Genomic DNA, 12,790 nt, shown 5'->3' with positions numbered 1-12,790 from the left:
TAAACGCCGCTTTCACTCCAGGAGCGATCAATACTACAGGAGAAACTATCTGTAATGGAGGTACTCCGGCAATAACTATTGGCAGCACAACTGCAGCGAGTGGCGGAGATAGTTCTATCACGTATTCATGGCGTTCATCAGCAGATGGTTATACCGCTGCTATTTCAGGAGCAATAAGTGCCACTTATTTACCACCGGCAGGATTAACGACAACGACAAGTTACAGACGTTATGCCAATGACGGTACCTGTAATACTACCCCAACGGTTTCCTCAGGAACCTGGACAGTAACAGTAAACGCCGCTTTCACACCAGGAGCTATCAATACTACTGGAGAAACTATATGTAATGGAGGCACTCCAGTCATCACTATTGGCAGTACCACCGCAGCAAGTGGCGGAGATGGTTCTATCACCTATTCATGGCGTTCATCAGCAGATGGTTATACCGCTGCTATTTCAGGAGCGACAAGTGCCACTTATTTACCACCTGCAGGATTAACGACAACGACAAGTTACAGACGTTATGCCAATGATGGCACCTGTAATACTACCCCAACGGTTTCCTCAGGAACCTGGACAGTAACAGTAAATGCGGCTTTCACTCCAGGAGCGATCAATACTCCAGGAGAAACTATCTGTAATGGAGGCAATCCAGTGATCACTATCGGCAGTGCCACTGCAGCCAGTGGCGGAGATAGTTCTATCACGTATTCATGGCGTTCATCAGCAGATGGTTATACCGCTGCTATTTCAGGAGCAATAAGTGCCACTTATTTACCACCGGCAGGATTAACGACAACGACAAGTTACAGACGTTATGCTAAAGATGGCACCTGTAATACTACCCCAACGGTTTCTTTGGGAACGTGGACAGTAACTGTGGATGCTACTACTGTGGGAGGCACTGTTTCTTCGAACCAAACTATTTGCTCAGGAACACAACCGTCCGATTTGACTTTATCGGGACATACAGGTTCTGTAATTAAATGGGAATCTTCTTTGGATGTAAGTTTTACATCACCGACGGATATAATTGTAACTTCAACAACACTCACTGGAGCTACAATTGGAAGTTTGACTCAAGATACTTATTTCAGGGCGGTTGTTCAAAATGGTTCTTGTAATACTGAAGAATCTTCATCAGTTTTAATCACTGTAAATGATACATCAGTTGGTGGATCCGTTACTGGTGGAACAGCAATTTGTTCGGGTACTACAAGCGGCCTTTTGATGTTGTCGGGTTACACAGGCAGTATAATTCGTTGGGAATATTCAGTTAGCCCTTTTACCTCGTGGACAACTATTGTGAATACCACTACAACATATACGTCAGGTACATTAACACAGACAACTCAATTTAGAGCAGTAATTCAAAATGGTGTTTGTCCTGAGGTTTATTCAGTAGCTACCAGTGTTGATATTAATACAACAACATGGAGTAGTGGAGCGTGGAGTATTGGAGCTCCCGATTCGAGCACGTCAGCTGTAATTGCAAGTTCTTATACTTCAGCGGGAAATATCGATGCCTGTTCGCTAACGGTCAATAACGGAGCAACGGTAGTGATTTCATCGGGAGATACTGTTACTTTGAGAGGTTCATTAACAGCTAATGTAGGAAGTTTTGTTACATTTAATAATAATGCCAATTTGATACAAAGCGGTTCGACAAACACCAACTCGGGTGCAATTATTATAAAAAGGAATAGTTCGTTTTTGAAAAGACTGGATTATACTTTATGGTCATCTCCTGTTGCGAATCAGAAATTGAAAGCATTTTCTCCAGGAACATTAGACACACGTTTTTATACTTATAATACACAAACTATTGTATCTCCTGCAACGGCTGCTAATATTTATGTAGCAGTGCCAAGTCCATCAACGACTAACTTTGATACAGCAAAAGGATATTTAATACGTGTGCCGAACACTCATTCTACGACAGGTGCTATATGGACAGGTTCATTTACCGGAGTTCCAAATAACGGTAATTATAGCTATACGTTATTGGACGGTGGTGCTGGGCAACGATTCAATTTAGTGGGCAATCCATATCCATCTCCTATAGATGCGGTGGCTTTTGTGGGTGATATCAATAACAGTTCGACAATAACCGGAGCATTATATTTTTGGAGAAAAACCAACAACGCCTTGAGCCCAAGTTATTGTACCTGGACAACAGGTGGTTTTGTTACCAACAACGAAGCCCAAGTATTTGATCCGATGGATGTTATTCAAACAGGTCAAGGATTCTTTGTTGAAGGAACTGGAAGCGGAACTGTTAATTTTGATAATACAATGAGAGTTGATAATCACGCTAATCAATTTTTCAGATCATCAAATACGCAATCAACTACTTCTATTGAAAGAAACAGAATATGGTTAAACGCAACTAACACAGGCGGATTATTCTCTCAAACTATGGTTGGTTATATTACCAATGCTACTCAAGGTGTTGATGCTGCCATTGACGGAAAGTATATTAATGATGGAGAAATTGCTTTGACTTCCTTAATTAATGCAGTACCATACGCTATTCAGGGAAGAACTTTACCTTTTGATGCTAATGATATTGTGCCTCTAAACTTTAAAGTTACGATGGCAGGGAATTATACGATAGCTATTGACCATGTTGATGGGTTATTTTCAGCCGGATCTCAATCAATCTATCTGAAAGATAATTTGACAACTACTATTCATAATTTGAATACAGGTGCTTATTCTTTTGCATCCGACGCAGGAATATTTGCCAACCGTTTTGAAATTGTTTACGCATTACCATTAGGAACTGAAAATCCAATCTTTACCGCTAACAATGTAGTTATCTATAGTCACAATGACGAATTTGTTGTAAATACAGGTAATATCATTATGTCTTCGGTTAAAGTATTTGACATAAGAGGCAGATTGATTGAAGAAAAAACAGCTATCAACGCAAGTCAAACTACAATAAAAGGAGGATTGGCAAACGAAGTGCTATTGGTTCAAATCACCTCTGATGATGGAATAACGGTTACCAAAAAAGTAGTCAGATAATCGAAGTCGCAAAAATAGAATAGATAAAAAAAATCCATCACTTTAAAGTGGTGGATTTTTGTTTGAGATATAAAAAAGGAACTACTTTTTGGTAATATTAAATTGCTTTTTTAGCTTTTCTTAAAGTATAAATTACAAAGCATAATCCCGCAAATGCTAATAGAAAAATTTTTCCATTTATTGGTGCTGGTAGCGGATCACCTCCTTCAAGGCCGCCGCCTCCAACATTATCTCCAGGTTGTGCAAAAGCCACAAAATCAAACATTAATACAAAAATAAATAAATATAATTTCAGTAGGTTTTTCATAACATTTTATTTCAAAAGGTAAATATAGTAATCATTTTTAGAAGTAAAAAACAATAGCCGTTTTATTAAAGTTAATTAATCAAACTCGGAAGTGAACAATAATTTAACATTAGGAAACTTGCTTTGGGTCATTTGTATTGTGAACTCTGAATCAGCCAAAAAGACCAATTGGCCATATTTGTCATGAGCCAGGAATTTTTGTTTAATTCTCTTAAATTCCCTGAATTCTTCGCTTTTTGGATCGGTTGGCTGAACCCAGCACGCTTTGTGTACAGGAAAGTTTTCATAGCTGCATTTGGCGCCATATTCATGCTCTAAACGGTATTGAATTACTTCATACTGAAGTGCGCCAACAGTCCCAATAACTTTTCGATTGTTCATTTCTAATGTAAACAATTGCGCTACACCTTCATCCATTAACTGGTCAATTCCTTTGTCTAGTTGTTTTGACTTTAATGGGTCAGCATTATTGATATATCTGAAATGTTCCGGTGAGAAACTTGGAATTCCTTTGAAACTCATTATTTCTCCCTCGGTTAATGTATCGCCAATTTTAAAATTCCCTGTATCGTGTAAACCAACAATATCGCCAGGATAAGAGATGTCAACAATTTCTTTTTTCTCTGCAAAAAAGGCATTTGGACTGGAGAATTTTAGATTCTTGTTCAGCCTTACGTGCATGTAGGGTTTGTTTCGCTCAAAGGTTCCCGAAACAATTTTTACAAACGCTAGTCTATCGCGGTGTTTTGGGTCCATATTAGCATGGATTTTGAAAACAAAACCTGCCATTTTTTGTTCTTCGGGTTTTACCAAGCGTGTTTCTGATTCCTTTGGTCTTGGCGCCGGAGCAATTTCAACAAAACAATCCAGCAATTCCCTGACTCCAAAATTATTCAAGGCAGATCCGAAAAATACCGGCTGTAAATTACCTGCCAGGTATTGTTCCCTGTCAAAAGCCGGATAAACTTCCGAAATTAATTCAAGTTCTTCCCGTAGTTTAACCGCTGGTTTTTGCCCAATAATTTTTTCCAGTTCCGGACTTTCAATATCTGAAAAAGCAATAGTATCTTCAATGTTTTTGCGGCTATCTCCACTGAATAGATTTATGTTGTGTTCCCAAATGTTATAAATTCCCTGAAAGTCATAACCCATTCCGATTGGGAAACTCAAGGGTGTAACACTCAAACCTAGTTTCTGTTCCACTTCATCCATCAAATCAAAGGCATCTTTTCCTTCTCTATCTAACTTATTGATAAAAACGATAATCGGAATGTGACGCATTCTACAAACCGCCACTAATTTTTCTGTTTGTTCCTCAACACCTTTGGCAACGTCAATTACCACAATAACACTATCGACAGCAGTTAATGTTCTGAATGTATCTTCAGCAAAATCCTTGTGTCCCGGTGTATCCAGAATATTGATTTTCTTCCCCTGATAGTTAAATGCTAAAACCGAAGTAGATACCGAAATTCCTCTTTGGCGCTCAATTTCCATGAAATCGGAAGTCGCGCCTTTTTTGATTTTATTGTTTTTAACTGCGCCAGCTTCCTGAATAGCACCTCCAAATAGCAATAATTTTTCCGTGAGCGTGGTTTTTCCGGCATCCGGATGCGAAATAATTCCAAAGGTTCTGCGACGTTCTATCTCTTTTAAAAAACTCATGATTTTTAATAAATTGGTTGCAAAAATACTATTATTTACCGATTATTTTGGCATGGTTAACATTTCAAATCTTTCTATAGTTTTTTCGTGTTAATAAAATTTTGTTAATACTAGTCGTGATAGTTGGATAATGTGTTTGAATTGTTATTTTTGTTGATTGTTAGGTTGCTTTTCAAAAGTGATTTTGGTCAATCAATAAATACAGAATTTAATTGAAATTTTTAATAGAAATGAGTTTTAGACAGTTTTATTTAGGGTTGTTTTTTTTAATATCCTTTGCAGGCATTGCACAAAATAATACAAAGGAAGTTTTGTTTACCATCAATGAGAAACCTTATTATACAGATGAATTCTCGAGGATTTATAAGAAAAATTTAGATTTGGTTAAAGATGATTCCCAAAAGGATTTAAATCAATATTTACAACTTTTTGTTGGATATAAATTAAAAGTGAGCAAAGCCTATAAACTTGGTTTACAAAATGGGACACAGTATCAAAACGAGTTAAAATCATACCGAACGCAATTAGCCAAAAACTATTTTAACGACACCAAAATTACTGAAGAACTTGTGGACGAAGGGTATAACCGCCTTCAAAAAGAAATCAGGGCTTCGCACATTCTTGTTTTGGTTGATGAAAATGCTTCGCCGGAAGACACGTTGAAGGCATACAAAAAAATTGAAGATATTAGCAAAAAAGCTCTAGCCGGTGAAGATTTCGAAAACTTAGCGGTTCAATATTCGGAAGATCCATCAGCCAAAGAAAATAAAGGTGATTTGGGTTATTTCACAGCTTTCAGAATGGTTTACCCATTTGAAAGTGCGGCATACACTACTCAAAAAGGAAAAATCTCTAAAATAATTAGAACTCGTTTCGGATATCATATTTTAAAAGTTAATGATATAAGAGCCAATCGTGGCGAAATTACGGTGGCTCACATTATGATTTTAAAACCAAAACCTGAAGAAGCCGAAAAAAATGCTGAAAAGACCATCAACGAAATTTATAAAAAAATCCAGCAAGGGGAAAAATTTGAAGATTTAGCCAAACAATTCTCTGAAGACAAGTCTTCTGCTTCTAAAGGTGGCGTGTTGAATAAATTTGGTTCCGGACAATTAAGTTCTGAAGAATTTGAAAATACTGCTTTTTCGCTTGTTAAAGTTGGAGATATGTCTAAACCATTCCAATCTGATTTCGGTTGGCACATTGTCAAGCTGATAGAAAAGCATCCGGTAAAATCAATAGACGAAATGAGAAATGAATTGGAGACTAAAATTGGAAAAGATGATAGATCTAAGAAAATTACAGCTTCATTAAACGAAAAACTCCGAAAAAAATACACTTATAAAAGAGATGCCAAGCAATATGGCCTAATTTCAAAATTGGTAACCAACGAATTCTATGAGTCAAAATGGACACTTCCTGTAAATGCCAATGACTTTACTGCGACTTTGTTGACTATTAATGCTAAGAAAATTGATGGAAAAGCATTTTTGGATTTCTTGGACAAACAACAAAAAGCAGGTTTGAAAACAAAACCATTGTCAAAATTAGTTGACGCTTCGTACGATAAATTTTTGGATGAACAATTGACGGCATATTATGATGAAAACCTAGAAACAGAATTTCCAGAGTTTTCAAATGTCATGGAAGAATATCGCGATGGATTATTGCTTTTTGATTTAATGGAAAAAGAAATCTGGGATCGCGCCAAAACCGATACTATTGGTTTGAAAAAGTTTTATGATGAACATAAAATGGAGCATATGTGGAAGAAAAGGGTTGACGTTACCATTGCATCTTCCACGAAAGAAGATATGATTAAAAAAGCACAGGCGTTTTTGAAAAAAAATGAGAAGTCACAAGCTATTAAATACAAATTGAATGTTGACAATGTAATAAATGTAATGACCAACAGCGGTGTTTTTGAAGAAGGAAGTGATGCATTGCCAAAAACAATGAAGTATAATCTGGGTGTTTCTGAAGTTTTTAAGGAAGGCGAGTATTATTTTGTTACCAAAGTAGATAAGATATTGCCCGAAGATGTTAAGACACTCGAAGAATCCAAAGGGAAAATGGTCAACGATTATCAGCAATATTTAGAGCAACGATGGGTTGATGATTTAAAAAAGGAGTTTACCGTAAAAATTAATACTGATGTTTTTGAAGGCGTAAAAAAACAGCTGAAATAAGTTCTGCTGAACAAAAAAAAATAGAATTGATTAAAAAATTTGAAAAGGATATCACCGATGATACCATTAAAAACAATGATTATGAAATATACCATTAACAAACTTAACGCTGCAATTATAACAATTCTTTGTACAGTTTGTTTTGCCAACGCACAGGAAATTATTAAAGATTCAGTGAAAACGAAGCCTGTAACAACTTCCTTTAAAAAGCAAAAAATTGATGGTGTTATTGCAACAGTAGGCGATTATATTATACTTGATTCTGACATTGATAAATCTTATTTAGAATTATCAAGCCAGGGAAATTCTATAAAGGATATTACCCGTTGTCAAATGCTGGGGAAATTATTAGAGGATAAATTGTATGCGCATCAGGCGGTTCAGGACAGTATCATCATCAAGGATGAAGAAATCAAGGAAAAACTGAATGAGCAGGTAAATTATATGGTGGAACAACTCGGTTCAATGGATAAAGTGGTTCAATATTTCAAGAAAAATACTGAAGACGAATTCCGAACTGAATTATTTGACATCATTAAAATGAATAAACTGGGTGCAGAAATGCAGAAGAAAATTATTGATGGTGTGGAAATTACTCCGGAAGAAACGCGTAATTTCTTTAAAGCCATCCCTGAAAGTGATTTGCCGGTTTTTGGTGCCGAAATGGAAGTTGCGCAAATTGTTGTGGCTCCGAAAATTTCTGAAGAAGAAAAACAAAGAGTAATTACAAGGTTAAAGGAAATTAAGGCGGAAGTCTTAGGCGGAGCCAGTTTCAAGACAAGAGCCGTAATTTATTCTGATGACAGAGGTTCTGCATCTAGTGGCGGATTCTATAAAATCAATAGAAAAACCCAATTTGTAAAAGAATTTAAAGATGTTGCTTTTTCATTAGGCGAAGGGGAAATTTCTGAACCGTTCGAAACAGAATACGGTTATCACATTATTATGGTTGAGAAAATAAAAGGCCAGGAAGTAGAGTTAAGGCATATTTTGATGATGCCAAAAGTTTCGGAGCAGGCTTTGAAAGATGCAAAAGAGAAAATTCTTTTAATAAAAAGAAAAATCGAAAACAGTGAAATTACTTTTGCCGATGCCGCAAGAACAATGTCTGATGAGAAAGAAACACGTGCTAATGGTGGCGTTTTGATTAATCCTAAAACACAGGACACGCACTTTGAATTAACCAAAATGGATCCGAGTTTGTACAGTGAGGTTTCTAATTTGAAAGATAAAGCGATAACTGCTCCAATTTTAGATGATGATCTTAAAACCGGAAAAAAATATAAAATCATTACCGTGACTGATAGAATTGATCAGCACACAGCCGACTATGCGCGGGATTATGTAAAAATTAAAGATTTGGCGCTAAAAGAAAAACAAATCAAAGCCATTGCCAAATGGACCGATGAAAAAATTAAGGAAACCTATATAAAAATTAACGGTGAGTATAAAGATTGTACTTTTACTAACAATTGGTTGAAAAAATAAATACATAAATTCAGATTATTGGAATACTTGTTCCTTAATCCTAATATTAAGAAAAATGTCAGATGTTACCGCCGTTCAAAAATTAGTTCAAAAAAGAATTGAGCTCAAAAAAGAAATTGCTAAGATAATTGTAGGTCAGGATGATGTGATTGATCAAATTTTACTAAGCATTTTTTCCGGCGGACATGCGCTTTTAGTAGGCGTTCCCGGTTTGGCTAAAACACTAATGGTGAATACTATTTCACAAGCACTGGGATTGGATTTTAAAAGAATACAGTTCACACCCGATTTGATGCCTTCGGATATTTTAGGAAGTGAAATTCTGGATGAAAGCCGTCAGTTTAAGTTTATCAAAGGGCCAATCTTTGCCAACATTATTTTAGCCGATGAGATTAACAGAACGCCGCCAAAAACACAGGCAGCTTTGTTGGAAGCGATGCAGGAACGTTCGGTAACTATTGCGGGTCAGAATTATAAATTAGATTTGCCTTATTTTGTTTTGGCAACCCAAAATCCAATTGAGCAGGAAGGAACGTATCCTTTGCCTGAAGCGCAATTAGACCGTTTTATGTTTGCTATCAAGTTGGATTATCCATCTTTTTCGGAAGAAGTTGATGTAGTAAAAAGCACCACATCGGATAAAAGTCCGACCATTAATCCGTTATTTACTGCACAGGAAATCATTGATTTTCAGCATTTGGTTCGCAGAATCCCAGTGGCCGATAACGTGATTGAATATGCTGTTACGCTAGTAAGTAAAACACGTCCAAACAATCCTTTGTCTAACGATTATATTAAAAATTATATCGATTGGGGAGCAGGACCAAGAGCTTCGCAGAATTTGATTCTGGCTGCCAAAGCCAATGCCGCTTTCAACGGAAAATTTTCTCCGGATATTGAAGATGTAAAAGCAGTAGCAACAGGAATTCTTCGTCACAGAATTATTAAAAACTACAAAGCAGACGCCGAAGGAATTACCGAAGAAATGATTATCGGTAAATTATTGTAACCTTAGTTTTCTCCGAAAAACAAGCTACTTTTGATAGGTATAAATAGACGTTTTCAGTTAGTGCTGATAAACCGATTAATTGTTCAGCAACGATTGATCATTTGTTGCCGAATAATCTTCCGTTTCTTGCGCAACATTTTTTACTTCTTCTTAAGTAAGTCATCCAGCTCTTTATCGTAGAAAAATAAAAACATGCTTCCCATCATATCTTGGTCGATAGCAGTTGTGTTATTTACTTCCAAAACAATTTCATAATCATGCTTTTTGTAGAGCCAAATACCTTCTACAGATGAAAAAGGTGCTATGCTGGTTAAGCCAGTTTTTCCTTTATGATTTACAATCTTGCTGGTGAAAATGGCTTTGTTTGCTGTTTTATCAAATAATGAAATTTTCGTAGCAAACGGATGGACATGAATTGCCGCAGCATGCAGACGCAGACTATCCTGAATTCCCAGTTGACTATTCACCGAACTTCTATACGAGTTTTTTCCAACAGGAATTACCCAATGCCCTGAGAGTTTGTTACCATGGCCATCACCATACGTGTGGTTTTTTGTTTCAGCCGGAATGCATTGATTCTTTCCGGGATCTAAAGGCGATTTATATGGATCAGATTGGTTAAACGGCAGCATAATAAAAGCCGTTCGGCTCATCAAGGGTTTCAAATTTTTCTGCCTTGAATAGTGGATGTCAACTTCATGTCGCATCCAAAAATTAGCGTCAGGAAGATTGTGATTTAAAGATTGTGTCGTTACATATAAGAACTCATTTCCTTTCATAGGAACACCATAACCTTCAGGAAAACTAAAATTTTCCATACCATGGGAAAGTGATGTCAGTCGCGGATATTGCTTACCAATCCGTTTTTCTAAATGTAATGAACTATAATAATTCACATCATTGAAATCAATATTCGTATGGCAAATAAAATCCTTTGAGATAGTCTGCAAAGATTTGCTGTCAATCGCCTTTACATGAAAACTGGTTAGCCAAAGCAATGTTGAATCTTGTGAAAGCTGCACATAATTGGAAGATTTCGGGCCTTCCATCGATTTGTAAATGCCATCAATATAAAACTCGGGCGAAATCATTTTATAGGTTTCTGACTTGTTTTCAACCTTCCAATTTGGATTTACGATGCCTAATTTTTCAAATAAAAATGATTTGACAATGGCTTTGTGACGGTTGGGTAATTGCCAATACCAAATTCCGCCACCAATAATGGTTAGCAAAATTAGAACTCCTAAAATTTTATATATCTTTGATTTTCTCATGGTTGTCAAATTTACATTTTTATATGAACGATAGAAAACAAATAAGTGCAAAAAGATTCTTTGGATTGGATTTTTTGCGGGCACTTTCTATAAGTTTACTATTGTTTTCTCATTGTTCCTGGATTTATAATTCGAATGGAATTCTTGGAAAATTGCAGGATGCAAGCGGTTTTTTGGGTGTAGAAATGTTCATTGTGCTGAGCGGATTTTTAATTGGAGGCATACTTTACAAGCAATTTCTTCATGAAAATTATAGCCTGAAAGATGCCGCTTTATTTGTATCAAGAAGATTGATGCGAGTTTTACCAAGCTATTATTTGGTAATTCTCATCCTTACCATAATTTATTTGTTCTTTGGTTTTTCTGTTTCAGAAGTTTGGAAATACCCTTTGCTGATACAAAATTTTAGTTCACCAATTCCCGCTTTTTTCCCTGAATCCTGGAGTTTGCCCGTTAAAGAAATGGGTTATATTTTTGTGGTGTTTCTATTGCTGGTTCTTTCTAAGTCGTTTGTTAAAGGTTCCAAAGAAGTCTTGTTTTTAACGGTTATCTTTGGGTTAATAATCGCCACATTTTTTATAAAATTATATTATGATCTGCATTCCAATAATTTAGATTTAAAACGATGGAGCTTTGAGATTCGTTCCGTTGTTGTTTATAGGATTGACTCGGTTTTGATAGGCGTTCTTTTTGGCTTTTTTAATTATTATTATAAAGGATTTATACTGGCAAAAAGGAGATGGTTTTTAGTCTCGGGTGTTTTGTTATTGATGTTTATGGCTTCCTGTATTATAGTTTTTAAATTTAGATTAACCAATGCTTCCTGGTTCTGGAATATATGCTGTTTCCCTTTGCTTTCTTTGGCTATTTGTATGTTTATTCCTTTTTTATTGAGTTGGAAAACACCTTCAGAAACAATTGGAAAAGGCATTAAATTCATTTGTAATATTGCCTATTCTGTCTATTTGCTACATTATAGTTTGGTGCTTTTTCTACTTAAATATTTTATCGACACCAGGAATTTCAGCTTATGGCAATTGCATTTTTTTACTGTCTTTTATGTGTTAATTACAGTAGGGTTGAGTTATCTCTTTTATAATTATTTCGAAAAACCGATTAATGAATTCCGAACAAAAAATTTAAAGTTGAATGACAAATAACGCTAAGCCGAGGATTTTTGGATTAGATTTAATGCGCGCCATGGCAATCAGCATGGTTTTGTGTTCACATATTTTATGGATTTATAATCCAAATGATGGACTAATCAGACAACTTTTTGCCCTATTTGGATTTTTGGGTGTGGAGTTTTTCTTCGTGTTGAGTGGTTTTTTAATTGGAAGAATACTTTATGGTATTTATATCAAAGATGATTACACCATAAAAAGTGCCCTGCATTTCTTAAAAAGAAGATGGTTTAGAACCTTGCCTAATTACTTTTTAATACTGATTATAAACATAATAATTACTTTCACTTTAGGATATTCCATGCCTAAATTAGGGCTTTATTTTATTTTTCTACAAAATGGATTCTACAAAATGTCAACTTTTTTCCCCGAATCATGGAGTTTATCTGTTGAAGAATGGGCTTATATGGTTTTACCAATCTCGCTTTTACTATTTTCAGTTTTTTATAAACCCAAAAATAAAAAGAGGTTCTTTCTATGTATTATTTTGTTATTGATAACCCGTTGGGTGTAATTATTTGAAGTAAAATAAATTGATTAGATATTAGTCAAGATACTGAAATTCAGTATCTTGATGTCGCCAAACAAACCAATATCTATGTCAAATATAGTAAAAAATTATTTTAGAGTTTTAGA

The 12,790-nt window shown here is 35.6% G+C and carries 9 protein-coding genes; 6 read left to right on the top strand and 3 right to left on the bottom strand.

All coding sequences use genetic code 11. The features are described 5' to 3' along the window. A partial coding sequence (locus Q0Q99_RS03885; RefSeq protein WP_293891730.1) for a T9SS sorting signal type C domain-containing protein occupies window positions 1-3,035 on the top strand: 3,035 nt, incomplete at its 5' end. Window positions 3,036-3,132: 97 nt separating this feature from the next. On the opposite strand, the gene Q0Q99_RS03880 is transcribed toward Q0Q99_RS03885, so the two are convergent. Both Q0Q99_RS03880 and Q0Q99_RS03875 read right to left on the bottom strand, forming a co-directional pair. Next, on the bottom strand, window positions 3,133-3,342 hold the full coding sequence (locus Q0Q99_RS03880; RefSeq protein ID WP_293891727.1) for a hypothetical protein: 210 nt from the start codon (window positions 3,340-3,342) through the stop codon (window positions 3,133-3,135). A 75-nt stretch (window positions 3,343-3,417) separates the two neighbouring features. After that, window positions 3,418-5,007: a peptide chain release factor 3 gene (locus Q0Q99_RS03875; RefSeq protein ID WP_293891724.1), complete on the bottom strand. Its 1,590-nt coding sequence runs from the start codon at window positions 5,005-5,007 to the stop codon at window positions 3,418-3,420. A 230-nt stretch (window positions 5,008-5,237) separates the two neighbouring features. On the opposite strand from Q0Q99_RS03875, the gene Q0Q99_RS03870 reads away from it, so the two are divergent. The 3 genes from Q0Q99_RS03870 (at window position 5,238) to Q0Q99_RS03860 (ending at window position 9,696) form a co-directional block, all read left to right on the top strand. Further along, on the top strand, window positions 5,238-7,199 hold the full coding sequence (locus Q0Q99_RS03870; RefSeq protein ID WP_293891721.1) for a peptidylprolyl isomerase: 1,962 nt from the start codon (window positions 5,238-5,240) through the stop codon (window positions 7,197-7,199). A gap of 81 nt (window positions 7,200-7,280) precedes the next feature. After that, a complete protein-coding gene (locus Q0Q99_RS03865; protein WP_293891718.1) occupies window positions 7,281-8,687 on the top strand; it encodes a peptidylprolyl isomerase in 1,407 nt (468 codons plus the stop codon). A 55-nt stretch (window positions 8,688-8,742) separates the two neighbouring features. Beyond that, window positions 8,743-9,696 carry a MoxR family ATPase gene (locus Q0Q99_RS03860; RefSeq protein ID WP_293891715.1) on the top strand — a complete coding sequence of 318 codons (954 nt, stop codon included), beginning with the start codon at window positions 8,743-8,745 and terminating at the stop codon, window positions 9,694-9,696. A 140-nt stretch (window positions 9,697-9,836) separates the two neighbouring features. Here Q0Q99_RS03860 and Q0Q99_RS03855 read toward each other — a convergent pair whose 3' ends face one another. Then, on the bottom strand, window positions 9,837-10,970 hold the full coding sequence (locus Q0Q99_RS03855; RefSeq protein WP_293891712.1) for a hypothetical protein: 1,134 nt from the start codon (window positions 10,968-10,970) through the stop codon (window positions 9,837-9,839). A gap of 23 nt (window positions 10,971-10,993) precedes the next feature. Here Q0Q99_RS03855 and Q0Q99_RS03850 point away from each other — a divergent pair, with 23 nt between their 5' ends. Together Q0Q99_RS03850 and Q0Q99_RS03845 are read left to right on the top strand one after the other, a co-directional pair. After that, on the top strand, window positions 10,994-12,130 hold the full coding sequence (locus Q0Q99_RS03850) for an acyltransferase (protein ID WP_293891709.1): 1,137 nt from the start codon (window positions 10,994-10,996) through the stop codon (window positions 12,128-12,130). Next, on the top strand, window positions 12,120-12,668 hold the full coding sequence (locus Q0Q99_RS03845; RefSeq protein ID WP_293891706.1) for an acyltransferase family protein: 549 nt from the start codon (window positions 12,120-12,122) through the stop codon (window positions 12,666-12,668). The genes Q0Q99_RS03850 and Q0Q99_RS03845 overlap by 11 nt, the downstream gene beginning before the upstream one ends. The last annotated feature ends 122 nt before the right edge of the window (window positions 12,669-12,790 follow it).

This window comes from Flavobacterium sp. (assembly GCF_025352425.1).
In the GTDB taxonomy this organism is placed as follows: Bacteria; Bacteroidota; Bacteroidia; order Flavobacteriales; family Flavobacteriaceae; genus Flavobacterium.
This window is presented reverse-complemented; position numbering and strand designations above follow the sequence as displayed.

Bases quoted from the DNA above. Each gene is read 5' to 3' on its own strand.
- Q0Q99_RS03880 (WP_293891727.1), bottom strand. From the start codon at position 3,342: ATGAAAAACCTACTGAAATTATATTTATTTATTTTTGTATTAATGTTT.
- Q0Q99_RS03875 (WP_293891724.1), bottom strand. From the start codon at position 5,007: ATGAGTTTTTTAAAAGAGATAGAACGTCGCAGAACCTTTGGAATTATT.
- Q0Q99_RS03870 (WP_293891721.1), top strand. From the start codon at position 5,238: ATGAGTTTTAGACAGTTTTATTTAGGGTTGTTTTTTTTAATATCCTTT.
- Q0Q99_RS03865 (WP_293891718.1), top strand. From the start codon at position 7,281: ATGAAATATACCATTAACAAACTTAACGCTGCAATTATAACAATTCTT.
- Q0Q99_RS03860 (WP_293891715.1), top strand. From the start codon at position 8,743: ATGTCAGATGTTACCGCCGTTCAAAAATTAGTTCAAAAAAGAATTGAG.
- Q0Q99_RS03855 (WP_293891712.1), bottom strand. From the start codon at position 10,970: ATGAGAAAATCAAAGATATATAAAATTTTAGGAGTTCTAATTTTGCTA.
- Q0Q99_RS03850 (WP_293891709.1), top strand. From the start codon at position 10,994: ATGAACGATAGAAAACAAATAAGTGCAAAAAGATTCTTTGGATTGGAT.
- Q0Q99_RS03845 (WP_293891706.1), top strand. From the start codon at position 12,120: ATGACAAATAACGCTAAGCCGAGGATTTTTGGATTAGATTTAATGCGC.